Below are 22,979 nucleotides of genomic sequence, written 5' to 3'. Positions count from 1 at the left end.
CGGAGAGTACCTGTGCTTTCAGACGCGGCATAAACCCGACACTCCGGTCGCTACCCCACCGACGCCACTCCAACCGGATATTCAACACCCGGTCGTTGATTTTAATAATCACTCATGATCGGTTATCATTTCAGTGAACTGCTGGAGACGACCCGCACCTACGTCGGACGTATCACGAACCACCAGCAGGTTCGTGACGATCCCGACCAGTGCGGGTTCTCCGCATCAAAACTGTGCAGCGTCGGACGCTACTACATCCGACAGCGGTGGGATGACGACGGTGAGATACCCGACGAAGCCGAACTCAGATCGGAGTTGAAAGGCCACGAACGCTGTAGTGACCTGCATTCTCGGTCGAGTTCGTTCGAGACGGCTTCGCCGTCTCGTGATGCCAATGAGCTTCGCTCATTGATACTGTTGGCTATAAGTACGTGAAGATTTTCGACACCCTGGGGTGTCGAAATCCGTCACGTGACTATAGCCGACAGTATCAGTGGGAGATGCAGCTCACTCCGCGTTGATCCGTTCAACCGGGGTCCCGTCCGCCGGCGGCTGTAGTTCCACAGTATGATTCGTATGTCGGGCGTGGGTCTCCGCCCACCGGCGAGCAGAGCGTTCCTCGAGATACTGCTCGCCGTCCGGGCACTGCCGGCACTCGACGATCCACGGCGTCACGTCATCGGGAAAGTGACCCGTATGCCGTTCGTGATCGAGCGCGAACTGTTCGACAGCCCGGTTCCCAGCGTACAGTTCCTCAAGTTCGTAGTCGAGGTCCCACGCACGGCCACACTGCGTGCACGCGACAGTCGGCACGCCGCTCTCCGACGGGTCTGCAGACGAGTCATCGGTCATACGTCCTGATACCACCCTGGCCACTTCTGCGCTGTCATTGCCACGGCCGCCCACCACCCTGTCGTCGCTGTAACCGGCCGGATCGCTCGTCGGGTTCCCCGGCAGCACTCTCGGGTCGAGTGATTCGGCGCCCGTGAGGGCTCTCCGAACACTAACGGCGAGTACGACTCCACGTCGGCTTCGTCAGCGGCTGCTGTGAGTGCGGCTTGATACTGTCGATCATAAGTACGTGAAGATTTCTCACACCCCAAGGTGTGGAAATCCGTCACACGACTACAGCCGACGGTGTGAGTGACTGTGTCGAGCGATACTGTCGTCATCGTCATCGAGCGGAGGTGAACGGCTGTCGCAAACGTGAGGATATGCAGCGACGGTCTCCTCGTCAGGCGTCCCCGAGTGCCGGTAGTGGGCGGCCGCGGCTTCATACTGTTGGCTATAACTACGTGAAGATTTTCGACACCCCGGGGTGCCGAAATCCGTCACGCGACTATAGCCGACAGTATCAGCACCCGCGACATCAGTTACGGCGTCGCGATCCCGGATCCGGATCGCGACACTGTCGTGAACCGTGTACGCACACCTCGACGCTGTGAGTTCCGACTCCGTCTCCGTCCGGGACATCACGGCGTCCAGCGTGATTTCATTGGGTAATAAGTTCACCTGCAGATGTTTTTAGGGACGTACTGCACGATGGGTACGTTTTTACCAGTGCTCCGACTGGACAGTAGCTATGGCGATCGCGGATGTCGGTGAAATCGAGGCCCCGCCTCTCGAAACCGTCCCGGTCGATGCGCGGATCGGTCGCGTGATCGAGTCGATGCTCTCGCGGAAGTTCTCACAGATGGGGTTGACGCGTGATGGCGAGTTCGTCGGTGTCGTGTCCTTCCAGTCCATCGCCCGTGCGCTGCTCGTGACCGATACCGTGCTGAGCGATCCCGGAGGTGCGAGCGCTCGTGTTGCCGAATTCGCCGTTGAAAACCCGAAAACGGTCCGGAAGGACAACGATATGGAAGATCTATTCGATCTGCTCGGCGACCGGTCGTACGTCCTCGTTCACGATGACAGCGTCGTCGCACGGGACGATGGAACAGTCCCCTATCGCATCATCACTGACTACGACATCCGTGAGTACTGGCGCGAGGCCACCGAACCCTTTCTGCTGATCGAGGAAACCGAACTCAGGATCCGTAGTATCATCCACGCCGTGATGGGCAGTGAGGTTGCGGACGCTCTCGAAGCCGTCAGTGAGGATTCCGATACGCTTCGCCCCGTCACGAAGCTCGAAGACTGTAGTTTCGCCCACTACCGCCGCCTCATCTCCGTTCGCTGGGACGACGGCTTCGACACTTACTTCTCGGAAAAACCGGACTTCATCCGCGAACTGATCGGCCGTCTCAACGAAAACCGGAACCGTCTCTTCCACTTCCGCGTCGACGACCGGAGCGAGCTCGATCAGGACATCATCGACTTCGCCCACGGCTACTTCACCTCATTCACACCCGACACAGCATCACAGCCGGACCCCTCACAGCACAGTACGTAACACCATTAGGCGGACCCTCAGGATCACACGAAGACGCCAGAGTCGTCGATACGGGTTCGTCCGGCCCAGTTCCAATCCGCCGACGAGACGCTCACATAACCCGACTGAGTCGAAACCACCTCCACAGTTTCTACGAGTCCATACAGTCATCCGAGGCCGACGGCCTGCCGGCATCCGGTCGCCGCCGAACACATATCCGTCTCGCTCCCGGATCACCAGGTATGTCATCGGATACCACGGATCAGGACATGACCGAGGTCGCCGACGTCGACGGGCTCCGCGATGCTGGGCGGACGGTCACGATGGCCGCCGGCCGCCCGATCGCGCTGTTTTACCACGAGGGGGAGGTGTACGCCGTCGATAACCGCTGTCCGCATATGGGATTCCCGCTCTCGAAAGGCAGCGTCGAGGACGGCTTACTGACGTGTGACTGGCACCACGCACGGTTCGAACTCGCACGGGGAGACACGCTGGACATCTGGGCCGACGACGTCCAGACCTTTCCGACGCAGGTCCGAGACGGGTCCGTCTACGTCGACCCCGATCCCGACCCCGACGTGCCCCCGGAAACCCACTGGCGAAACAGACTGGCCGACGGTCTGGCGGAGAACCTCTCTTTGGTCACCGCAAAGGCCGTCATCCACCTTGATCACTACGGCGAGGGGTTCACCACGCCGTTGGAGACCGCGGTCGAGTTCGGAACGCAGTACCGCGCAGACGGGTGGGGCCGAGGGCTGACGACGCTCGGCGCGATGGCGAATCTCCACGATGACCTCGCGCACGACGAGAAACTCCGGGCGATGATCGTCGGCGTCACCGAGGTCGCAGACAACTGCGACGGCGAACCGCCGCGGTTCGAGCAGTACGCGCTCGACAACGAGACGCTCTCCAAGTCCCGGCTGAAATCCTGGTTCCGCGACACCTGCGACGTCCGCGACGCCACGGGCGCCGAGCGCTGTCTCCGCACCGCGGCGAACGTGCTTGACCGCGAGGACCTCGTCGAACTCCTCGTTGCCGCCGCCACCGATCACATCTATATGAACAACAGTCACACGATCGATTTCCTCAACAAGGCCATCGAGACCCTGGATCACGTCGGGTGGGACCGCCGGGAACCCGTCCTCGCCACCGTGGTCGACGCCATCGCCGACGCCTCACGCGGCGAAGAAACCAGCGCGTGGACCCGGCCAGTCGACGTGGCCGAACTGTGTTTCGACGCTGCCGCGGACCTGCCCGAACTGATTGCCGCCGGCGCCGACAACGAGTGGGACCGACCCGACGACTTCGTCGAGACGCTGCTATCGAGCGACCCACACGAGATCGACGAGGGACTCCGGGACGCCGTCGCCGCCGGCGCGAGTTCCGAGCAACTCGCCCACGCGGTCGCGGTCGCCGCACTCCGCCGGGTCGCCCACTTCGGCACCGGGAACGAGTTCAGCGACTGGAACACGGTGCACCACACCTTCTCGTTCGCCAACGCCGTCGACAACCTCGCACGCCGCACCGACGCGCCGGCCGTCTACGAGGCCTGCTGGCAAGGCGCGATGTCGGTGTATCTCGACCGGTTCCTGAACCAGCCGCCGGCGACTATCCCCGATCCCGGGGCCGGCGCGGACGGTGATCCGGCCGACCTCCGTGACCGCCTACTGGCGGTCCTCGACGAGCAGGGCGGCGTCGACGAGGCGGCACGGATCGTCGCCGGGCACTTCGACGCCGGCGGCGACCCGACGGCGCTGAAACGGACGCTGGGCGAGGGACTGTTGCGCGAGGACGCCACCTTCCACACCCTGCAGAGCGTCGAAGCTGGCTTCCGACAGTTCGAGGTGGCCGATACCGATCGGGAACGGCGACTCGCGCTGATCGCGCCGGCACGGTATCTGGCCGCGCACTCCCCCACCCGGCGTGAGCGCGAGCAGACAGTCACGATCGCGGAACGACTCTTCGACGGCGAAGCCATCCACGAAGACACCGAGGGGTGAGTCTCACAATCGGCTGCGGCGCTGTCGGGGGTCCTCGGACAGACAGTGCCTCACGCACGCACTCGAGTCCCCCCTCACGCCCGCACTGCGAACACGTGACATCGACACACCACTCTCAGGGCGTCCACGGACGCCTCATCGGTCACACGCCCGTAGATACCCCGGTCGCTTCTGCCGTCCTTCGTCCGACTGCGGTGACCCGCCCCGGCCACAGAATCGCACTCCTCAGCCGGTCGTCATCCGATTCGTACTCTCTCCGGTGATTCGGATCTCGGTACTGTTGACGCGGTCGTACGTCCACGTCAGGCGAACGCGTTGGCGGTCGGTGACGCCGTCGGAATCGCCGTCGCGGGAGATGCTGAACTCGGCTTCGAACAGCCGGACGAACCCGCGCTCGTCGACAACAGCCGTCATCTCATACTCGGTGACTGTATCGGGAAGCCCACCTGGCCGGCCTGTGCCTTCGAGTCGGTAGCGCTCACCGAACTCGTCGCTCTCGGTGGCAGTAACCGTACTCTCGGGGGTCGCAAGATACACCCGAACCATCCTCCCCGGACGGAGAAACGAGACCGCACGCGGCGTCGCCGTCGGCGTCCGGTTGTCGAGTCGGGAGAGCCCCCCACCGTTGTTCGTTACGCTATACTGGTCTGTCCCGTCGAAATACATCGCGCTGAGCAGCGACCGGGTTCCCCCGGCCGGTTCACGGCTCGTCTCGACGACCGCCTGTTCACCCTCGACACGCACATCCACATCATACTGTACCCGCCCAGTAGACCCGGTTTCAGGGGCATAGTAATCGAACCAGATCGTGTACGACGACGTGCCCGCAACAGTCGCTGCGTGTGCCTCCGCCAGCCGGCTCGCGTTGCTGATCCCTGTCTCGCTCACGCCGGGTACGACTGCTGGGGTGCTGACGCCGGTGTCGGTCGGACTCGATCCGGCATCGACCGTCACGGTCCCCGGTCCATCGCCCCCCGGGCTCGTCACTGTCCCGGGCGTGACGGCTGCCTCATCCGGTGTTTCGTCACCGGCGACACCTGGGTTCGTCGGGCCGAAGACTGCCCCCGCTCCGACAGCCACGACGAACGCCGCGAGCAGAACCGTCACCACGGTCTCGGCTTCGAGCCTCTCTACGGCTCGGCGGACTCGGTCCCGCGGCGGGGCCGTCACCGCTTCGGGTGCCGCGCCGAAATGCCGCTCACACAGGTCCGCAGCCACGTCACGCTCGATAGCGTAGCGAAGCATCCCGGTCAGCCCAGCGGCGTCGACGACCCGTGCGTTCAACTCCGCAGCCAGCGTCTCTCCCGCTCGTGGACGCCCCGACGCAACAACCACGTCCACGGGACGCGCCGTCTCGACAGGCGGCGTCCCACCACGCCCCGTGAGGACGTACACCACGCGAGTCTGCTCGTCACGGCGTGCGGTAACGACCGCTCCGTCACGATCAGTCTCGAATCCCCGAGCGGCCCAGAGGTCAGCCACGAACGCCGCGAGGCTCTCGCTACCGAACCCACGCACCCGCGCTTCGAGAACGTCAGGATCCGCCCAGTCCATTGCGCCTCCACTCCTCCTTTGCGATGCGAGCATCAAACGTGTGTCGGGCCAACCGGCCACCGACGCCGTCGACACCGATTCATTCCACTGCCCTGCGGGCGCGAACGGTTCCTGCCGTCGGCACACGAACGGGTACTGATACTGTCGGCTATCGTCCCGTGACGGATTTCGACACTCCGGGGTGTCGAAGGTCTCCACGTAGTTGTAGCCAACAGTATCACTGAACGGCCCCTGGCGGTGCAATGCCGGACCCAAACGCTGCCTGCTATGACACGTAGCGAGCGGAAGCCAACCCCTTCAGGGGTGGGTGTGAGCGACAGCACGGCACGGTAAACCACCACCCTGAACTCGGCTGCAACCCCGATGTTTTATTTGTCGGAGAAAGATTATCGAGGTAAGCAAGTCGGGAAACTTGGAGTTGGATGGGTGTCTCCACCACAATCAAAAAGCGAGCCCGCCCGCACTTGCCACCGCTACGACGAGACTGAAACGGCGGTGAGGCCGATGGCCCGGCCTGCTGGCCGCCCGAGAGAACACGACGGCGGAACCACACTACCGTGGCGACACGGTAGTGGGTTGTCGTGAGCGGATACCTCCGCAAGGGGGCAAAGCAACACCACGACCCCCGTTCAGGGGCTGAAGCGGAACCCACAAACCGGAGTACCACTATCATAGTGGGAATCTTGCCTCCGGGTGCCCGGCGACCCATCGGGGTTGCCCACCGCGCGAGGAATCCCACCCCCTTCAGGGGTGGGAGGAGGTCAAAGCAGACGTACTTTCGCACTGGGACAGCACGAACCCCGTCCTGATTCCGGTTGTAGACGCCATCGACTCGATCAACAACTTCCGTCGCCGCCAGGTCACACTGCTACCCGACGACGCCACCGGGATGCCGACAGTATCAGCGATTCAACGATCGAGTCAGCGTGAATACGAACAGTGCAATGAGGAAGGCCCCGAGGAACGCCTCTGTAGCACTCACGTACCGGACAGCGAGCGTCCCTCGCGGGTTGCTCCCGATGAGGAAGGCCACGAAATTCTGCAGGCTGAACAGGACGTAGTCCCGCGTTCCGCTGCCGCTCGGGAGCGCATTCATCAATTGGTAGATACCGCCGAATGCGAAGACGAGACCGATGGAGACGCCGACTACGTTCCGCGGCCGCTCACCATATCCTGCGACGACGTCCAGCGTCAGGTTGGTCACCCAATCCCACCCGCTCTTGAGGCGTCCGTGGATGGAATCACCCGTCCGGAACTCGTTCGCGTGGCGTTGGCGGCGAAACTTCATTTCTCGGATGAAGAATCGCGCTGCCATCTCGTCTGCCCCGGTCCGGTCGGCACCGTTCTTGGCCTTGAGGTAGGTGTTCTCCAGTTCGCCGGCGGTCGGTCCTCCGGGCTTTTCGCCTTCTAGCTCCTCTTCGGCTCGTTCGGCAAATTCGTGGAGGGTCTCCTGCAAGTCATCTGTCGTCTCTATGTCCTCGAGTTCGACGTCAAACTCGACCGGCGACGCATCTATAGTGGCTGCGAACATTTCGGATATGCTCTCCGTTTCGTGCTCGTTTGCCTCCTCGATCAGAGCCGCGACGTCCTCCATCTCTGAAACGATCTCTCCGTCGGAAATCCCGTCGTCGATATCGACGGCGTCAGTGAGGGTATCGATACGCCAGTCGACGGCGGCGAGGTCGTCACTGTAGGGGCCAAAGTCAAAGCCGTCAAACGTGGTGTTCTCGAAGCGGAAGCGCTCGAACAGGTGGGCGTCGTCGTCGTTCGTCGCGAGCTTGATGTCGCCGAGCGTTGCGTCCGTGAAGTCGTAGACGACGGGGGTATCGGCGGGCAACGTTATCCGACCGCTCTCGGCTGTCACCCCGGAGAGATCGAAGACCCCTGGCTCGGTGAGCGTCGTGTTGTCGAAGTATATACGCTCTGCGGTTCCGTTCAGTTCCACGGTCTCTCCCAGCGTCGAATTCATAAAATTGAGGCTCCAAGCGTCGACATCATCCAGTGAGACCCCTGTGCTGACCGTTATGCCGGTAGCGTGGACGTCGTCCCGGAACGTGGCGGAGCGCCCCTCAATGGCGCCGACCTCGGCGGACGCGAGTAACAGCGAGTCCTCGAAATCCGCGTCCGAGACCTCGAGAGACCCACCCACAGTGCAGTGCGTCATCTCCACTCCTTCGTCGATCTCGACATCTGTCATATCCACTCCCTCCACGATCGTCGCGGTTCCCAAGCTCACATCGCCGGCTACGGATGCCTTCGACAATTCCAGATCCCCCCCTACCGACGCCTCCCTGAGCCACACTCTCCCCTCGCAGTTGAGACGTCTCGCCTCGATATCGCCGTCGACGTCTGCCGAACCGAGGGCCAACTGGCCCTGTACCGAGGCGTCGGTGAGGTCCAGCTCACCGTCGACGGTGAGTTCTGTCAACTCGACACGGTCGCCGAACCGTGCACGCTGAAACGACAGGTCGCCGCGTATCAGGCTATCGTTGGCTACAGACAGGCCCTCGGCGGTGATCCCGTCGACGAACTCCCCTTTGTTCGCTCGGAACTCGCCGACGGAGGCGTCCTCGAGGTTAACCTCGTCCCGGAACGACGCCCCTTCGAAATTACAGGTCCCGATCTCGGTGTTGGCCAACCATAGTATCGAGTCGAACTTGGTGTATGCACAATCAAGCCTATCCTCGATGGACGCGTACCGCAGGTCGATGGGGTAGTTGTCCGGCGGGTGGATGGTCTCGAAGGAGAGGTCTAACGACGACAGGCGCGCCCCGATGAAGGCCTTCGCCTGCTTTCCGGGTTCCTTGAGCGCGGCCACGAATGCGTCGCGAACCTCCTCAGGTTGCTTCGTCGAGACCGGGGCGTGGAAGATACAGTAGTCCCCGTCGTCCCGGGGGTCCCGGGGGCAGGTCCAGTCAATACTCTCGTGCCCGTACGCACAAGCCTCCGCCGGTCGTTCTTGCGGGTCTAGTACCGCCGGGTCGGAGGCATGTGATCCACCCTCGTCATTATCGGCCATTTGTCGGGCTGTGTATTATAAAACAATTAAATCCGATGAAGTGGGAACTGCTGCATACAACGCCCGAGTTGACTGGGACAGTTCCATCAGAACTACAGTAGCATCTGCAAGTCTTCGCTCACTCGATCGCACGACGGCGTGCGATCGGATGTGCAACCAGTTGCAAACGCTACGATAGGCACGTCGATACCACCCAGATTTATGACCGCTGTCGTACAATAATCGCTTGATGCCCTCCAGTGACGACCGCAGCTTCACCGAGAGAGCCGCGGACTTCCTGGATAGTATCGGCCTCGAGGACTTGACCGAGGATTATCGTGAGGAGAACAACGCCGGTGACGACCGACTGGCAGACGCGTTCGACCCGCTTCCCGATGCTCTCGCGGACGTCCCCGAAGTCCACGAAGTGAACAAGGTGAACACGCACCGCGATGGCGACGATATTCTGGTTCCCGTCGTTCCGGTGGTTCTTGAGGACGCGGGCGAACCCGCTATGGACACCGTCTGGGACGTGGTCGGAACCATCCTCGAAGCCATTCATTCGGTCTTCAAAGGGTTCCACGTCCGCCATTACGACGTGCAGTTCGCATACGCCGACGCCAACGAAGAGGACGTCGTCTACCGGCGTATCACCGTCCAGCCGACACTCGTGGAGAGGTACCTCACCGACCCGGGATACACCCTGTCGGACCTGCGCGCCGACGTGAAGGCTGGCGACGACGGTGACGACGGCGTGCCACCCGTCTACTGGCAGCAGTTTGACGCCGAGTCGATGGCGTCGTCGGGCGCGTACGCCGGCGGTGGCGGAGCCGCCGTCGCTTCGGCTTGTGCTGGCGCGAGTGCTGGAGCGGCCGCCTCCTGTGCCGGCGGTGCGGCCGGTGCTGGCGGCGCCGGTGGCGCTGGCGGGTGTTGAACGTCGCCGACCGCGCTTGCCCGGGGTGAACCGACTGGAACCGATTACCATACCCAAGCGCTGTATCGACCGATTCTTGATCACCTGTGGGAACCTTCGTATAACACCCTCATCGCCAGTTGCGGGGGCTACAATCGCATCCACCAGACCGAGGCCGTTCGGGAGTCAGTCGGAGTTGAGGCGACAGTCACGGAACTGAGCATCGAGGCGGACGGCGGGAGGTCCTCGAACCCGGGCGCCGGGTACGAGCCGAACGTCGCGTTCGTATACGGGTACGTCGGACCCGAGTACACCGGAACCGAACTGTACCCGGCGGACATCGAACGGGGCTCCGAGACGCGGTCGACGGGTGCGGAGTACGAACCGGGGGCAGGGACGACCGCGTCCGTCGCGCCGGCTCGCCTCCCGGACGCGCGTCTGCACCCGGGAGACGGGTAGCCGTGGATCGCGGATTCGAGGCGGACGCCGGGGGTGTCGCAGCGAGCAACTGAGTCGATAGTTCCGAAACGCATAGGCGGGCAGTGTGACAACCCTCGGCGTGACGTATGCCCTCCACTGACGACGACATCGCCATCCGGACGACCGACCTGCGGAAGACCTACAACTCAGAGGTCGCCGTCGAACGACTCTCGCTCGCGATCCCGACGGGAACCGTCTACGGCTTTCTCGGCCCGAACGGCGCGGGCAAGACGACCACGATGCGACTCCTTACGGGTCTGACAGGGCCCACGAGCGGATCCGTCCGCGTTCGCGGTGTCGACGTGACCGATCGACGTGCGCTCGCGTCACGTATCGGCTACCTTCCCGAAACGCCACCGCTCTACGAGGAGTTTAGCGCACGGGAACAACTGGAGTACGTGGCTGATCTCCGTGACGTCCCGCAGGACGTCGCCCGCGACCGAATCGACGGGTATCTCGATCGGTTCGATCTGCGTGGCGACGCCGACAAACGGATCGAGGCGTACTCAAAGGGGATGCGGCAGAAAACCGCGTTCGTCCAGAGCGTCCTGCACGATCCGGACGTCCTGTTTCTCGACGAGCCCACCTCGGGACTCGACCCACGCGCTGCCCGGGCCATTCGGAGATCCATCACGGCCTTTGCCGATCGGGGGACCACAGTCTTCCTCTCGACTCACATACTGCCAGTCGTCGAAGCTATTGCCGATGCGGTCGGCGTGTTGTTCGACGGGAGGCTCGTCGCGGAGGGAACCCCGGAAGAGGTACAGAACCGGGCGGAGACGGGTGCGAGCGACTCGTTGGAGGACGCGTTCCTCGCAGTCACAAGCGACCACCGAAGCGACGCACCCCACACCGGAGAATGAGTCTACAACGCGACGTTCGGTACGGCCTCCGAATCGGCCGTGCGGAGTTCGTTCGGAGCCTCCGGGGGTATCTCGGAACCACGCGCCGGCTCATCGGACTGGGGGTTGTGTTGTTGTTCTTCGGCGGGAGTTTGCTGCTGTCGCTCCCGACTGCGTACCTGCTCGGTCGGACTACGCGCTCCGTGACCGCGATTCCGTTCTTCGAGGCCGGTGCAAGCGCGTTCCCACTCGTGCTCGGGTTAGTGGCGATGCTGAGGACACTGGAACGGATCGGGAGCGTCGAAGCCGAGGATCTCGTCCTGACGACAGTCCACCCGCGTGCGGTGGTTCTCGGCCTTATGGCTGCGGAGATCGGGCGGCTGTCCCTGTGGTTCGGCGTGCCGATCGGTGCGCTCGCCGTCGCGTTCGCACTGGGGGCCGGAGCACCGTCACTCGTCCTGACGGGCGGCCTCGTCGCACTACCGCTCGTCTGTTGTGCAGCCGTCTGGGGGTACGCCGCCGGACTCGGTACCCTGCGATTCCTCCGATGTCTCCCCGCCGTCCGTCGGGTCCTGAAGCTGGTGGGTGTTCTCGCGATGGTCGGCGTCGCGGCGGCCTCGCAGTTCGTCGGGACGTACATCGTTGAGCCGGATCGCTGGATGCGGTGGCTGCTCTCGGCGGCGACGTTCGACCCGCTTGTAGCGTACGTTTCGCTCGCCTTCGCCGGAACACCCCTCGTACGGCCGGTGTCGGTCGGATCGGTCGCCGTGCTCGGTGTCGCGCTCGCGCTGACACCGATCGGACTCGCGGTCGCCACAAAGCAGGCCTCTACCCTCTGGTTTACCGACGCCCCGACTCGACCCACGTCGAAACGGGGGCGCACCTCGAGCGGCGGGTTCACCGCACCGCGGCCGTTCGCGTGGACCGAGGCGGGGCGGATCGCGTGGGGCGTCCTCGTCCGCGCTCGTCGGCGCCCACGGGAACTGAGCCACCTGCTGGTGATCGTCTTCTTTATCGGCCCGGTCGGAACGACCATCGTGCAATCGTCCGGTGACGCGATCGGGGTTCTCGTCGCGGCCACGGGGGTCGGCCTCGGGACGGTTCTCGCGGGAGCGGCGTTCGGATTGAACCCGCTCGGGGACGACCGCCCGCAGCTCCCGTTACTGCTGCTCACCACGACCGAACCACGGGCCCTCGTCCGCGGGCGGGTGGTGGCCGGTGCTGCCGTCGGTCTCCCGATCGCCGTTCTCGCTCCGCTCGCGTCGGTCGGCCTCGGAACGGCAGTGCCGCGAGCCCTGGCCTTCGCAGGTGTCGGAGTCGGGACCTGCGTTGCCGCGGCGACGTTCGCGCCCGGCATCGGCGCGGCGTACCCGATATACGAGGAGCGCGAGTTCTGGGGGACCGAAACGGTCGTGCCGTCGACGCTCGTGATGATCGGGTATCTGTTCGTCGTCGGTGGCGGAACGGGGCTCGGGCTCGTGGTGACGTGGTTCGCCGTCGCCGGAAACCTCGTACTCACTCTCGTCTTTCTCGTCGGCTTCGGAGCGTACGTGACACTGATCGTAGGCGTATCATACGGGGCGTACCGCTACGCGATCCGACGGTACCGACGCTACGCGTTCGACTGATCCACGTGCTGACGACGGCGGTCGTCCGTGTGACGGTCCGGTATGTGTACGCTACACTGGCTCACGTGGAACACCCTCGGTGGGAGCCACGAAGCGAAGGACCAACTCAGGACGATGAGGGAGCACAGTAGACGGTGCGCGGTGGTGATCTGCGTGGAGCGTCCGAGCCGATGTTCCCGCGTAGCCACGAGTGAGACGGGACACTACGAGACGACGCTTTGGACGTAGATGTGTGCGTACGCACTCGCCCACAGAACGGAGACGAAGTCACCGACGCTCGAGGAAATGGCGTCCAACACCGGCGGTGCCGGTGACAGTCCTGTCGTCAGTTCCGGGAGTGACGCCGGAAGGGAGAGGCTGATCGCGCTCCCGACGGCGATGAGGACGATGAGGACGAATCTACTGTGGTAGTTCCCCGTGATCCGCCAACTCACCCGGAGCGATTCGAGCGGGCCGTACTGACCGATGACGCACGCTTCGGGCGCGAACCACAGCTTGAAGACGAGGAGCAGAAACGGGACTGCGAACACGACCCCCCCGACCGCCGCGATGACGGGGAATCCGACCGTCTCGAGCGACATAGCAGCGAGGCCCCCGGCCAGGAGAACGACCGGAAGCGACAGGACGAACGGAATCAGCATCGCTGCAAGAACTACGAGCGCAACGACGCCGACCAGCGCCGGCGCTCTGGCAACGCTTCGACGTAGCCCGCCGCACACCGTGACAGGGGTGTCGGTGAGTTCGCTGGCGGCGATCGTTCCCACGTAAGCGCGGATCAGGACGACGAAGACGAACCCGGTTACGGCTTCCATCGTCCCGACTACAGGCGTCGGGAGCGCGGTAACCAGTCCGGTTCCGAGGAGTCGCTTGCCGAGGATGACCACGCCCGCGAAGACGACGATCGACCGGTGGGATCGAAACAGCCGAACGGACCACACGAGCATGTCGAGCACGGTCCGATTGACGCTGACAGTCCCGACGTTCCGACAGTCGAGACAGCCGCACCCCTCGAGGTCGTCCCGGGCTTTGATCGTGGGTGCCGCGCTGCTCGTCGGTGCGTTCTCGACGGAATTCGCCTGCCGGCTCGGGAACTCGGGTCGGTCGGTCATTCGCCAGTGAGTAGCTGCGACACTGCTTCGCCGGCCGCAAGCAGGATCGACGGGGGGCCGAGCAGCGAGGCGAAGGATCTGAACGCGCGCTTGAGACTCGGCCGGTCGTCCTCCGTGCCGAGAAACAGCAGCGTCGGATCCTCGGACACGACGTACACGCTCATCTCACGCCCCTTTTCGGAGTAGCACGTGTCCGTGACCTCGATCACGCCGGCCGATTCGAGGTTTGACAGGTGGTAGTGAACGTTCTGTATGCTCTGATCGAGCTGTTCGGCGATCCGTGCCGGCGTCGCCGGCGTCTCGTTGAGCAGACGGAAGATCCCGTAGGCCGTTTCGGAGGACAGCGCTTCGATCACGTCCCTGGTGTCGTCGTCGTCGAGACTCAGGACGGTCGGGGAGTCGCTTCGTTCGATCGTCGCGTCCGTCTGTGTCGGGAGGAGTCGTGGCATCGTGTGTCGAATGCGGGGATGCGTCGTTCGGGTCAGTTCCGTTCCGGTGCGAGCAGTGGCCCTTCGCGGTGGTCGTACGTAGTTGTTAGTGAGCGATCATCCTCCTCGCCCCAAAGGGGCCGTGGTAGCGATCAGTCGCAGATAGTACGCCGCGTGTAGAAGTACGCGACGCCCGCCGCCGACGGGCCAACGCCGACCGCGAGCGGAACGGCAGCCGGGAGCGTCTGGGGGGGTGCGACCGATCAGTACCGTTCTGCGCACGAACTCGGGGATGCGGAAGGCGTTCGATAGGACGAGCCAGATTTCCGAGACCCCGACGACGCTTGTGAGATTCGCACGGACGAGTCGGGCGCTGCTCCGGAACGCCCCCGTCACGCCGTGGTCCTCGACGACGGTCGCGGCGTCGTAAAACTGCACGAACAGACAGACGACGAGTACGGACGCCAGCCACACGAGCATAGAGCCGATGCCGGCAGCGACGGCGAGCAGTTCGTGTGCCGCTGTGAGTGCGGTCGTTCCGATCCCGAACACGAGTCCGGCAACTCCGAGCAGTCTGCCGGCCCCGAGGACGATACCCACGAACAGTACGGTTGCCAGAACCGGCCGGAGGTAATGCGTCCGGGCGCTGGTGACGATCCGAGCGGGTGAAACGCCCGGTCCCTCGACCGCGTCGCGGGCAGTTCCGAGCACGAACGGGAAAGCGACCAGCCACGCCACTGACGCCCCCGCCGAGAGCACCGGCGACCCGACGAGGTCGTCGACGTGTCGGAGCTGGCTGCCGGCCCCGGGAACCAGCCCGGCAACGAGTAGCACCGACTGTCTCTTTGAGGCAGCGGCTCCGTCGTTGAACGCGGCGACAACGGCCATCACGTCCACGTCGTCACGGAGCCATATTAGAACGCTTGAAGCATTAAAATTAGATTTGAGCCACCTTCGTGCGGCCGAATCCGCGACGTTCGGGGGCGCGTTCAGGCAGTGTCCACCGTCCGAAAACCACACACAAGACTCTTATTCCTCTTCCGACAGCCTGCGGTGTGCAGCGACAGGTCCTCGTTGCAGTCATCGCCACGTCGGCCCTGTTCGTGGGTGCTGCGTACGCCACCGACGCCGGGCCGTTCGAGCCGGACCCGCCGGAGCCGACCCCGGAGGTCGACTCACTGGCCGTCACCGACCGTGGGTGCCGCGGCGAGATCCGGTCGTTTGCGGCCTCGAAGAGCGGCGCAGGCGGCACCAACGTCTACCGGGGAGTCGTCGAAACCGCGTCGCCGGACGCCGAACTCACGGCGAAGGTCGCGCGGACGTCACCCGAAAACGCGGACATCGTCACGTACCGAGCGGTCGTCCGAACGATCGAGCCGTCGAACGGCACGACGTCCTGCAAGGGAGAGATCGCGTATCGGCTGGAGATCGATGCGCCCGGCGGGGTGACCGGCAAGCGCGTTGCAGTCTACCTGAACGGGCGAATCGCCCACTGTAGCGCGGGATCGACCGGACCGAACCCCGGATGCCATCGGCTCTACGAACTCGCACGGAAGACCCCGGTCGCGTCGAATCAGTCCACCGCGGTGGGGTGATAGCGAGCGGTATCGGGTGGATGTGAATTCCACGATCCCGGATACACACGGGCAAACGGGCGCAGTCGCGGAAACTCCTATCGCGGACCGCGCTCCAGGAGGGCCGTCCCGAACGGAGTCAGCCCCCACCCGTTCCTCGCTCCGGACGACCGTTCCCGGGCCGTGTATCCGATCGTCAGAGTCTTTTTCCGGCGTTACCCCACACCGGAGTATGCCCCCCGCTCTCCGGTACGCCGTGTCAGTAGCCGTTGGATCGGTCGTTACGGGTTCACTCGCGGTTGCGACTACGGCAGACACGCTGATTAGGGCCTCACTGTTCCCGCTCTATGCGGTCGTGACGTCCCTGATAGTTGCACACCGTCAGGAGTGGCTTGCCCGATCGCGTGGGGACTCCGCGGGAAGCCGGGCCGGTGCTGCGATCGGCGGCGCCGGAGCCTTCGCTGGGGGGGGCGTTACTTCAAACGTCGGTTCCGGCCGCGGCTGCCGGATTCGGCCTGCTGTTTCTCGGTATGGCAGGGGCAGTCGCTCTCATCGGGAGTTGAACGGGGACAGCACCGAGTCCGCGTCCCGAACCGCCGGTCGGCACGGCGCACTCGCCAGCCGGGTGCCGGGAGTTTCGCGAGGCCGACGACCCCGTCGTCCCGCACAGTTCCCCCAGACGGGTCATCAACCGCGCCGCGCTTCCGGAGCCGTCCTTAGGTGGTCCCGCGTGGCTGCGATGATGCTCCACACCGAGACCCACGCGAGGAGCACGAGGAACGCGATCGCCGTCGAGGACAGCAGCCCGAGCGCCGCCGTCAGATCGGTCACCGCCGAGTACGAAACCAGAACGACGAGTCCGGCGACGCCCGCCCCGACGATCCCTTCGAGACACCACCAAAGCTGGGTTGATCGGGTGTTATTCCGGTCGAACGCCTGGAACCGCCCGCCGTCCGCCTCTGGTGTGGTCATACATACCACCATCGCGAACGTTTCGATTACTCCGTAATAATTGTACCGCACAGTTCACACTCCACGGGAGCCGGCGGCTTCCACCGGGTGTGCGACCTGTAGCCCGTCGCCAGCCGCGTCGACGACGTCGAAGACGAGTCTGCGGTAGCCCCGAGATCCGTCAGGACGCCGTCGTCCGTCCTGTCCGCGTGCCTGTTGTGGCGGGACGCCGCCGACAGCACGAGCGGCCGAGGTGCGAAAGCGGGGGTGAGTGAAACGGTAGTTGGAGCATTCAGAACCTTGTTTGATCCTCGGACCACTCCTCCGGCAATGCTCCAGTCGATCCTCGACGTCCCGGACTGGGTACTCGGGGCCGCCGTCGGAGCCGCGTGGGCGGTCGTCCTCGTCGCGACCGTCTACAAGTATCGCGCCGGTACCCGCTCCCGCCGTCGGTTCTACGTGACGATCTGTGTGGGATCGTTCTGGTTGGCGTACAGCTTCCTGCAGATTTCGACTGCCGCCTCCGGAGTTATGGAGATTTTCCTCCTCGCGCTTGCCGCCGGATGCGTTCCGATCGGTCTCCTCGCCGGCGTGCGGTGGCGACGGAGCGACGATCCGGATGGGGGCGGGGACGCGATCGGGTAACGGGTCACCCATCGGACGCACCCCACGCTCGTTGTGATACCGACTGACCGCGGCACGTAGCGAGCGTCAGCCCGTCGAGATGTGCTCGCGCCGTCCGTACAGGTAGTACGAGAGAAGCGGGACCGAGAGCGCGAACGCCGCCGGAAGGACGACGCCGGCGAGATGGACGATCCCGGCCAGTGGCCAGGCGATGCTTGGGGACCACCCCGGCGCCCGCCTGAGCGCCCGAACGTCTCCGAGCAAACAGACGAGGACGATCACCCCGACGAGTATCCCACCCCAAAACGAGATCACCCCCAGGATGAACGACGCGACACCGACTCCGACGTTCAGGTCGGCTCCCGACCCCGATACCGCGACGAACGTCCGGGACGCAGCCCCGGAGAGAAGCGACAACGCCGGCACTACCGGACAGAGAACGACACCGAACCACCACGGGGCTCTCGACATTACGGTATGCTATCCATCATCAAACGACGTACTCGGGTGCGAAAGCCACCACGCCGATCAGGCTCAGCATCAGGACGATCGCGGCGATCCGTAGCCCACCCGCTGCCCGTCGTCGTCCCGCAGGCAACGCTTCGGCGACGCCGGAAAGCGCGAACCCGACCGCCATCGCCACCGTCCAGACCAACCTGGTTCCACCGACCACGTACCCGTAGCCGGCGAGGCCGGAGAGGACGACCGCCCCGCCGAACATCACGAGCGTCTGTGGCCGCCCGGACGGCTCACGGAACAGGCCATTCCGTACTCTGGAGAGCACGTACGACCCCGCGTGCCGTGGGGTTGAGACACTACCGGAGACTCACACGCCGATATCAGTCTTCTCGGGTGTCTCGGCCGGAGTACCCCGGAGCGGCCCTCCGGGGGAGCCGGAAGGACCCCAGCGAACGCCGCTCGCCCCGACTCCGGGCGACCCTCGTTCGATGTCGACGCAGTAGTTCAGCAGGTGCGCGCCGAACGCGAGCCGAAGCCGCTCCGAAGGGTAAAATCCGCGTTGAATCATCCAGCGTGCCTATGTTCCCAGCCGTGTAAGACGGAACTGAGACGAAATGTCCCTCCAGATCCGAACGTCGCTGACCGGCGGTATCGGTCGGTGTCTCAACCGAAACGGCCTGCTGTTAGCGCTGGCGTACGTGCTCGTCGGTGCGGCCTGGCAGGTCCTGTTTTACAGTGCAGTTGTGGCGGCAGTCGGGCAGTCCGCCGCCCCGAGCGGCGCCTCCGCTCTCCCGACCGTCGGACTTCCGATTGCCGTTTCAGCCGGCGGAGCGGTGATCACGTTGGTGCTGTTGCAGTATCTCACGGTGGTTGCGATCCGGACGTTCGTCGGGGGCCACGCGCGGACGATTCCGACCGAGTTCTACACGCGCAACATCCCGTACGTGCTCGTCAACTCGATCGTCGGGTCGCTCGCGTTCGGCCTGCTCATCTTCGTCGGCTCGGTGCTGTTCGTCGTGCCGGGGATCATCGCTTACGTCGCGTTCATCTTCACGCTGCTCTACATCGCGGCCGAAGACCAGAGTTTCATCGCCGCGTTCCGGAGTAGCTGGAGCGTGACGCGGGGGAACTGGCTCCGATTGTTCGGCCTGCTGGTGATCGTCCTCGTCGGCATCACCGTCGTTCCGGGCGTGCTGTCGGCGGTCGCAAGCGCTGTCTTCACCGCGTCGTTTGGGCCGGCGCTCGCGACGCTCGCGTCCGGGACGCTCACGCTGCCGTTCTCGCTGCTCCTGCTCGGCATCCTCGCCGAAGCGTTCACGCAGCTCCGGACCGCACAGGACCGATCCGAGCCCCGAACCGGCGCCTCGGCCGCGTGACGGTATCGCCCGTGGCAGGCTGGCGGCCGGCGTCGCTTCGGAGTCACCCCGTCTCCGTGCCGCTCGTGTTCTCCAGTCGGAAGCCCACGGAACTCCGAACGGCAGCGCTGCCGACGACCGCTCCGACAGTTCGGGCGTGACGCGACTTCCAGTGGAAGCCCCGCCCTATAGCGTCTATATGCGTATGTGTGCCACTGTGTCGTTCGATAGATCCGTTCGCGACGGGTCGTGCCGGGATCCTTCTCGCGCACTACGCGCGCCCGACCACACGGGCGAACTTCGCCGCTTTCGGTGGGCGACGTGACGCCCGCCGACGCTCACTGCCGCCGCTGGGTCCGCGCGGACGAGACGAGGAGGAGATAGGTGATCGTTCCCGTCGTCCATACGAGCACACCGACGGTCTCGGGGGTTCGAAGGGACACGTACTCGACGAGTGCCAGCGGGGTCGTGCTCAAGCCGAACAGACCGACCGCGTGGCCGAGTCTGTCGGGCCCGTCCCTGAACGTGACGTGTTCTCCGAGCAGCGTGATCCCGTAGGTGGCGTAAAAGTATACCACCCCGGCGTAGATCGTTGCGATGCCGGCCGCGAAGAACCAGTCCGGAAGCAGGAACGCGTGGACGACACCGCCGACCGCGGCGCCGAGCAGTACTGCGACGAGGAGGGACTTGTGCGGATTCACGCCTGGAGGTTGTCGCCATCCCGGTAATAATCCTGCCGAGCGGAGGGGATTTGATTGCAGCCGGCCGCTGCCGGTAGCAGGCCCCGCCGGGCGTCGATACGCGAGGTCGGGACCGTTGAGTGGGTCGATCCGGGCCGGCACCCTATCGAACTCCGACCCCGGAACGCCGACGTAGGCGCCGAGCAGTCGGTCGTGCGACGGGGCCCTTCAGCCGGACGCCGGTCAGGACTCCGAGATCCGGGCCGCCGCCGGATCGCCGAGAAGAGCCTGCGTGTACCGGCGGAACAGCCAGGCCGCGAGGTTGGTGAGGTTCAACGTGACGAGCAACGAGACGGCCCCGAGAACCGAAAACGCGAGCGCGTCGCCCAACGAATCGACGGCCCAGTCGCTGACCGTGACGGCGAACTCGATTCCGACCAGGACGTCGCCCCACGGCACCGACAGCGACGGCGAGACGGTGAGGGGGTCGGCCAGGAAGACGCCGACACGTCCGCCCGGGGTGTCGTAGTACGCCGGCGTGGCGATGAACGCCAGCGACGTCGTCAGGCCGGTGACGAGGAGGACGAACGCGCCGATGCCGGCCGGGAACTTCGACAGGAGGTAGCCACATTCGAGCCAAGTCCGCCGGTTCACCAGGAGCGCCCGAACGCGTTCGGACACGCTGCCGCTCCGGAACGGATACGCCGGTGTGGCGATGTCGGCATCGAGCAGGCGGTTCGCGAGCCGGCGCTCGACCGCCGCAAAGCCGCGCACGAGCAGCAGCGTCAGGGCCAGCAGCGGGAGTCCGACGAGCAGAACGACCAGCGACGCGGAGATCGAGAACCCGACCACGAGGACGACGAAATATACGATCCCGAGGGGAAACATCAATCCGAGATAGAGGAGGTGGCGGTAGGTCCGGGCCCGTACCGGCGCGGCAGCGAGGGATTGCAGGGAGGGCAGCGACGGGATCACGGACACGGGTTGGACGGCCATCGGCTAAAAACGTCGGCAGACGGGGCTGAAATTAATACGGGCACCGCCACAACGCCGGGACGATGGACTCGGCCGGCGAGCGGGACGAGGAGCTGCTGTCGCTCCTCGACGACGAGAACGTCCGGACGATTCTGGTCGAAACGAGGGAGGAGTCCCGGTCGGTCGCGGCGCTGAGTGACCGCTGTGGGGCGGACGACTCGACGGTGTACCGCCTCGTCGACCGGCTGGAGGACCGCGACCTGCTCGTCGATCACCAGGAACTGGACCCGGACGGCCACCACTACAAGACGTACTCCGCTCGGGTCGAGCGGGTCGAAGTGGAGTTCACGAACGCGGGGATCGAGGTCGCCGTCGACAGGCGCGAACCGCCCGCCGACCGTTTCACACGGCTCTACGAGGAGTTCACCGGATGACACGCACTCACACGTTGCTACAGGTGACCGTGGAGGGCGGCGCGACGGTAACCACGGTCGCGGCGCTCGCGACCTTTCTCGTCGCGACCGTACTCGCCGTGCTCGTCACCTACCGATTCCTGCGGGGGTACGTGCGGTCGCGGTCGAAGCCGATACTGCTGCTGGCCGTCGGGATGTTCCTGCTCGCCCCGGCACCGATGTTCATCCGGCTCGTTGCGGGCAACGTCCTCGCGGTGGCCCCGCCGGTACGGGTGTTGTCGACGACGACGGTCGAGGCAGCCGGACTCCTCGTCATCCTCGGCGTGATTTACTGGGGGGGCCGATGAGCGCGTTGGAGACGGTCGCGACGGTCAGCGTCGCTCTGACAACTCTCCTCGGCGTGGTCGTCGCGTCGCTCGCCCTCCGCGGATACCGGCGCAACGACAGTCCGGTGATGCGTGGGCTGGGCGTCGGCATCGTGGCCATCGCGGTCGTCCCGCCCGTGGTCGTGGAGCTGCTCGCCCCGCTGTTGTCGCTGCCGGACGCGCAGGCCCTGCTGTGGGCGACGCTGTCGCACGCCGTCGGGCTACTCGCTATCTACCGGACGTTCGATCACTGAACATAAAACTTTCGCAGGTTTGCCGATCGAACAGCCCTGTTCGCGGTTATATGCTACCTCCGGCCGTCGGTACACCCGTAGCGCATGACCGAAGCGATTCCCCGTGACGCCCTCCACCGGTTCGTCACCGCGCCGATCCGCGCATCGACGTACAAACGACTCGTGTACCTGTTGCTCGCGTTCCCGCTCGGGCTGGCGTACTTCGTCGTGTTCACCACGGCGTCCTCGCTGGGGGTGGGACTCGCGTTCACGGTCGTCGGCATCCCCATACTGGTCGGAACCCTCATCGCGACGACTGCCGCCGCGCGACTGGAAGCCCGTCTCGCCGAGCGGTTGCTGGGCCGCGAGACGGCTCATCCCCGCTCGCTGCGCCGGTCGCTCGACACTGACGACGGGTACGTCGCCGCGTTGCGGCGGTTTCTCGCGGCGCCGACCACGTGGACCAGCGTCGCCGTCGTCCTCCTGAAGTTCCTCTACGGGCTGGCGGCGTTCGTGATCACCGTCACCGGCAGCACGATGGTCGTGGCGATGCTCGCCGCGCCCGCAGTGTACGACGACCCGAACGTCAGCTACCGGATCGGCGGGCTCGTCGTCTCCACCCTACCGGAGGCTCTCGCCGTTGCCGGACTCGGAGCGATCGGCGTCTGGGTCGTCTGTAACGTGTGCAACGCCCTCGCCACGGCCGGCGGGATGATGACCGACGTGCTGCTGTCGGTCGGCCGGGAGGCGGACCCGTGACCGCGCGGACCACGACGCGAGGGGAGTCCGATCGTGATCGGAGGCGTGCGGCGCGCGGATAACCCCCGCCATCGCAGTCCGGAACGACCGGTCGCGGGCTGCGGTCCCGCTCCGGGGAGCGGCCGACAGCACCGCACGCCCCGGTCGGACCCCCCGCTTGCGGACCACCGGCAGGAACTACGTTTAATATATTTCGTTACATAGGGTGGCCCCGTATGCAGCCGATGGTCGGAAAGCGGGTCTTCACCCGCGTCCGGACGATCGA

The 22,979-nt window shown here is 64.9% G+C and carries 23 protein-coding genes and 1 pseudogene; 13 read left to right on the top strand and 11 right to left on the bottom strand.

Annotation, left to right across the window (positions count from 1 at the left end):
* Positions 1-138 precede the first annotated feature (138 nt).
* A pseudogene (locus tag H5V44_RS17550) lies at positions 139-360 on the top strand (RNA-guided endonuclease TnpB family protein); the annotation flags it as partial.
* 147 nt (positions 361-507) lie between these two features.
* On the opposite strand, the gene H5V44_RS09730 reads toward H5V44_RS17550, so the two are convergent.
* Complete coding sequence (locus H5V44_RS09730; RefSeq protein ID WP_185192929.1) at positions 508-852, bottom strand: hypothetical protein; 345 nt, start codon at positions 850-852, stop codon at positions 508-510.
* A 730-nt stretch (positions 853-1,582) separates the two neighbouring features.
* Here H5V44_RS09730 and H5V44_RS09725 point away from each other — a divergent pair.
* Both H5V44_RS09725 and H5V44_RS09720 read left to right on the top strand, forming a co-directional pair.
* Positions 1,583-2,395, top strand: coding sequence for a CBS domain-containing protein (locus H5V44_RS09725; protein WP_185192928.1), 813 nt, complete (start codon positions 1,583-1,585; stop codon positions 2,393-2,395).
* A gap of 221 nt (positions 2,396-2,616) precedes the next feature.
* A complete protein-coding gene (locus tag H5V44_RS09720) occupies positions 2,617-4,374 on the top strand; it encodes a Rieske (2Fe-2S) protein (protein WP_185192927.1) in 1,758 nt (585 codons plus the stop codon).
* 225 nt (positions 4,375-4,599) lie between these two features.
* On the opposite strand, the gene H5V44_RS09715 is transcribed toward H5V44_RS09720, so the two are convergent.
* Both H5V44_RS09715 and H5V44_RS09710 read right to left on the bottom strand, forming a co-directional pair.
* Positions 4,600-5,928 (bottom strand): hypothetical protein, encoded by a 1,329-nt coding sequence (locus H5V44_RS09715; RefSeq protein ID WP_185192926.1) that lies wholly within the window; start codon positions 5,926-5,928, stop codon positions 4,600-4,602.
* A 901-nt stretch (positions 5,929-6,829) separates the two neighbouring features.
* Entirely contained in the window at positions 6,830-8,947 is a 2,118-nt protein-coding gene (locus H5V44_RS09710) for a hypothetical protein (RefSeq protein ID WP_185192925.1), read from the bottom strand.
* Positions 8,948-9,176: 229 nt separating this feature from the next.
* On the opposite strand from H5V44_RS09710, the gene H5V44_RS09705 reads away from it, so the two are divergent.
* The 3 genes from H5V44_RS09705 (at position 9,177) to H5V44_RS09695 (ending at position 12,789) form a co-directional block, all read left to right on the top strand.
* Positions 9,177-9,860: a hypothetical protein gene (locus H5V44_RS09705; protein ID WP_185192924.1), complete on the top strand. Its 684-nt coding sequence runs from the start codon at positions 9,177-9,179 to the stop codon at positions 9,858-9,860.
* A gap of 545 nt (positions 9,861-10,405) precedes the next feature.
* Positions 10,406-11,182 carry an ABC transporter ATP-binding protein gene (locus tag H5V44_RS09700; RefSeq protein ID WP_185192923.1) on the top strand — a complete coding sequence of 259 codons (777 nt, stop codon included), beginning with the start codon at positions 10,406-10,408 and terminating at the stop codon, positions 11,180-11,182.
* Positions 11,179-12,789 carry a hypothetical protein gene (locus H5V44_RS09695; protein ID WP_185192922.1) on the top strand — a complete coding sequence of 537 codons (1,611 nt, stop codon included), beginning with the start codon at positions 11,179-11,181 and terminating at the stop codon, positions 12,787-12,789. Before H5V44_RS09700 ends, H5V44_RS09695 begins: the two co-directional genes overlap by 4 nt.
* Positions 12,790-12,992: 203 nt before the next feature.
* Here H5V44_RS09695 and H5V44_RS09690 read toward each other — a convergent pair whose 3' ends face one another.
* The 3 genes from H5V44_RS09690 to H5V44_RS09680 form a co-directional block, all read right to left on the bottom strand.
* Positions 12,993-13,898, bottom strand: a complete 906-nt coding sequence (locus H5V44_RS09690; RefSeq protein ID WP_246403895.1) for a hypothetical protein — start codon at positions 13,896-13,898, stop codon at positions 12,993-12,995.
* Entirely contained in the window at positions 13,895-14,347 is a 453-nt protein-coding gene (locus H5V44_RS09685) for an ArsR/SmtB family transcription factor (RefSeq protein WP_185192921.1), read from the bottom strand. The genes H5V44_RS09690 and H5V44_RS09685 overlap by 4 nt, the downstream gene beginning before the upstream one ends.
* A gap of 96 nt (positions 14,348-14,443) precedes the next feature.
* On the bottom strand, positions 14,444-15,214 hold the full coding sequence (locus H5V44_RS09680; protein ID WP_246403893.1) for a DUF7847 domain-containing protein: 771 nt from the start codon (positions 15,212-15,214) through the stop codon (positions 14,444-14,446).
* A gap of 167 nt (positions 15,215-15,381) precedes the next feature.
* Between H5V44_RS09680 and H5V44_RS09675 the strand changes: the two genes are divergently transcribed.
* Complete coding sequence (locus H5V44_RS09675; protein WP_185192920.1) at positions 15,382-15,921, top strand: hypothetical protein; 540 nt, start codon at positions 15,382-15,384, stop codon at positions 15,919-15,921.
* A 666-nt stretch (positions 15,922-16,587) separates the two neighbouring features.
* Here H5V44_RS09675 and H5V44_RS09670 read toward each other — a convergent pair.
* A complete protein-coding gene (locus tag H5V44_RS09670; RefSeq protein ID WP_185192919.1) occupies positions 16,588-16,872 on the bottom strand; it encodes a hypothetical protein in 285 nt (94 codons plus the stop codon).
* A 309-nt stretch (positions 16,873-17,181) separates the two neighbouring features.
* On the opposite strand from H5V44_RS09670, the gene H5V44_RS09665 reads away from it, so the two are divergent.
* The gene (locus H5V44_RS09665) at positions 17,182-17,496 is read left to right on the top strand and encodes a hypothetical protein (protein WP_185192918.1); all 315 of its coding nucleotides are present in this window, start codon (positions 17,182-17,184) and stop codon (positions 17,494-17,496) included.
* Positions 17,497-17,562: 66 nt separating this feature from the next.
* Here the strand turns inward: H5V44_RS09665 and H5V44_RS09660 are convergent, their stop codons facing one another.
* Both H5V44_RS09660 and H5V44_RS09655 read right to left on the bottom strand, forming a co-directional pair.
* Positions 17,563-17,946 carry a hypothetical protein gene (locus tag H5V44_RS09660; RefSeq protein WP_185192917.1) on the bottom strand — a complete coding sequence of 128 codons (384 nt, stop codon included), beginning with the start codon at positions 17,944-17,946 and terminating at the stop codon, positions 17,563-17,565.
* 19 nt (positions 17,947-17,965) lie between these two features.
* Positions 17,966-18,259 carry a hypothetical protein gene (locus H5V44_RS09655; protein ID WP_185192916.1) on the bottom strand — a complete coding sequence of 98 codons (294 nt, stop codon included), beginning with the start codon at positions 18,257-18,259 and terminating at the stop codon, positions 17,966-17,968.
* A gap of 289 nt (positions 18,260-18,548) precedes the next feature.
* Between H5V44_RS09655 and H5V44_RS09650 the strand changes: the two genes are divergently transcribed.
* Entirely contained in the window at positions 18,549-19,310 is a 762-nt protein-coding gene (locus H5V44_RS09650; protein WP_246403891.1) for a hypothetical protein, read from the top strand.
* A gap of 317 nt (positions 19,311-19,627) precedes the next feature.
* Here H5V44_RS09650 and H5V44_RS09645 read toward each other — a convergent pair whose 3' ends face one another.
* Positions 19,628-19,990, bottom strand: coding sequence for a hypothetical protein (locus tag H5V44_RS09645; protein WP_185192915.1), 363 nt, complete (start codon positions 19,988-19,990; stop codon positions 19,628-19,630).
* Positions 19,991-20,212: 222 nt separating this feature from the next.
* Positions 20,213-20,965, bottom strand: coding sequence for a sensor domain-containing protein (locus H5V44_RS09640; RefSeq protein ID WP_221625669.1), 753 nt, complete (start codon positions 20,963-20,965; stop codon positions 20,213-20,215).
* A gap of 62 nt (positions 20,966-21,027) precedes the next feature.
* On the opposite strand from H5V44_RS09640, the gene H5V44_RS09635 reads away from it, so the two are divergent.
* From H5V44_RS09635 to H5V44_RS09620, 4 genes are all read left to right on the top strand, one after another.
* Positions 21,028-21,378 carry an ArsR family transcriptional regulator gene (locus tag H5V44_RS09635; RefSeq protein ID WP_185192914.1) on the top strand — a complete coding sequence of 117 codons (351 nt, stop codon included), beginning with the start codon at positions 21,028-21,030 and terminating at the stop codon, positions 21,376-21,378.
* Entirely contained in the window at positions 21,375-21,704 is a 330-nt protein-coding gene (locus H5V44_RS09630; protein WP_185192913.1) for a hypothetical protein, read from the top strand. The genes H5V44_RS09635 and H5V44_RS09630 overlap by 4 nt, the downstream gene beginning before the upstream one ends.
* Positions 21,701-21,976 carry a DUF7521 family protein gene (locus H5V44_RS09625; RefSeq protein ID WP_185192912.1) on the top strand — a complete coding sequence of 92 codons (276 nt, stop codon included), beginning with the start codon at positions 21,701-21,703 and terminating at the stop codon, positions 21,974-21,976. The genes H5V44_RS09630 and H5V44_RS09625 overlap by 4 nt, the downstream gene beginning before the upstream one ends.
* A gap of 84 nt (positions 21,977-22,060) precedes the next feature.
* Positions 22,061-22,714, top strand: a complete 654-nt coding sequence (locus H5V44_RS09620; protein WP_185192911.1) for a sensor domain-containing protein — start codon at positions 22,061-22,063, stop codon at positions 22,712-22,714.
* Positions 22,715-22,979: the final 265 nt, after the last annotated feature.

Origin of the sequence: Halobellus ruber (assembly GCF_014212355.1) — an archaeon.
In the GTDB taxonomy this organism is placed as follows: Archaea; Halobacteriota; Halobacteria; order Halobacteriales; family Haloferacaceae; genus Haloquadratum; species Haloquadratum rubrum.
This window is presented reverse-complemented; position numbering and strand designations above follow the sequence as displayed.

Coding starts and splice junctions, on each gene's coding strand:
- H5V44_RS09685 (WP_185192921.1), bottom strand. CDS start 14,347: ATGCCACGACTCCTCCCGACACAGACGGACGCGACGATCGAACGAAGC.
- H5V44_RS09725 (WP_185192928.1), top strand. CDS start 1,583: ATGGCGATCGCGGATGTCGGTGAAATCGAGGCCCCGCCTCTCGAAACC.
- H5V44_RS09680 (WP_246403893.1), bottom strand. CDS start 15,214: ATGGCCGTTGTCGCCGCGTTCAACGACGGAGCCGCTGCCTCAAAGAGA.
- H5V44_RS09710 (WP_185192925.1), bottom strand. CDS start 8,947: ATGGCCGATAATGACGAGGGTGGATCACATGCCTCCGACCCGGCGGTA.
- H5V44_RS09700 (WP_185192923.1), top strand. CDS start 10,406: ATGCCCTCCACTGACGACGACATCGCCATCCGGACGACCGACCTGCGG.
- H5V44_RS09630 (WP_185192913.1), top strand. CDS start 21,375: ATGACACGCACTCACACGTTGCTACAGGTGACCGTGGAGGGCGGCGCG.
- H5V44_RS09650 (WP_246403891.1), top strand. CDS start 18,549: ATGTCCCTCCAGATCCGAACGTCGCTGACCGGCGGTATCGGTCGGTGT.
- H5V44_RS09660 (WP_185192917.1), bottom strand. CDS start 17,946: ATGTCGAGAGCCCCGTGGTGGTTCGGTGTCGTTCTCTGTCCGGTAGTG.
- H5V44_RS09670 (WP_185192919.1), bottom strand. CDS start 16,872: ATGACCACACCAGAGGCGGACGGCGGGCGGTTCCAGGCGTTCGACCGG.
- H5V44_RS09720 (WP_185192927.1), top strand. CDS start 2,617: ATGTCATCGGATACCACGGATCAGGACATGACCGAGGTCGCCGACGTC.
- H5V44_RS09705 (WP_185192924.1), top strand. CDS start 9,177: ATGCCCTCCAGTGACGACCGCAGCTTCACCGAGAGAGCCGCGGACTTC.
- H5V44_RS09715 (WP_185192926.1), bottom strand. CDS start 5,928: ATGGACTGGGCGGATCCTGACGTTCTCGAAGCGCGGGTGCGTGGGTTC.
- H5V44_RS09690 (WP_246403895.1), bottom strand. CDS start 13,898: ATGACCGACCGACCCGAGTTCCCGAGCCGGCAGGCGAATTCCGTCGAG.
- H5V44_RS09635 (WP_185192914.1), top strand. CDS start 21,028: ATGGACTCGGCCGGCGAGCGGGACGAGGAGCTGCTGTCGCTCCTCGAC.
- H5V44_RS09625 (WP_185192912.1), top strand. CDS start 21,701: ATGAGCGCGTTGGAGACGGTCGCGACGGTCAGCGTCGCTCTGACAACT.
- H5V44_RS09640 (WP_221625669.1), bottom strand. CDS start 20,965: ATGGCCGTCCAACCCGTGTCCGTGATCCCGTCGCTGCCCTCCCTGCAA.
- H5V44_RS09665 (WP_185192918.1), top strand. CDS start 17,182: ATGCTCCAGTCGATCCTCGACGTCCCGGACTGGGTACTCGGGGCCGCC.
- H5V44_RS09695 (WP_185192922.1), top strand. CDS start 11,179: ATGAGTCTACAACGCGACGTTCGGTACGGCCTCCGAATCGGCCGTGCG.
- H5V44_RS09620 (WP_185192911.1), top strand. CDS start 22,061: ATGACCGAAGCGATTCCCCGTGACGCCCTCCACCGGTTCGTCACCGCG.
- H5V44_RS09730 (WP_185192929.1), bottom strand. CDS start 852: ATGACCGATGACTCGTCTGCAGACCCGTCGGAGAGCGGCGTGCCGACT.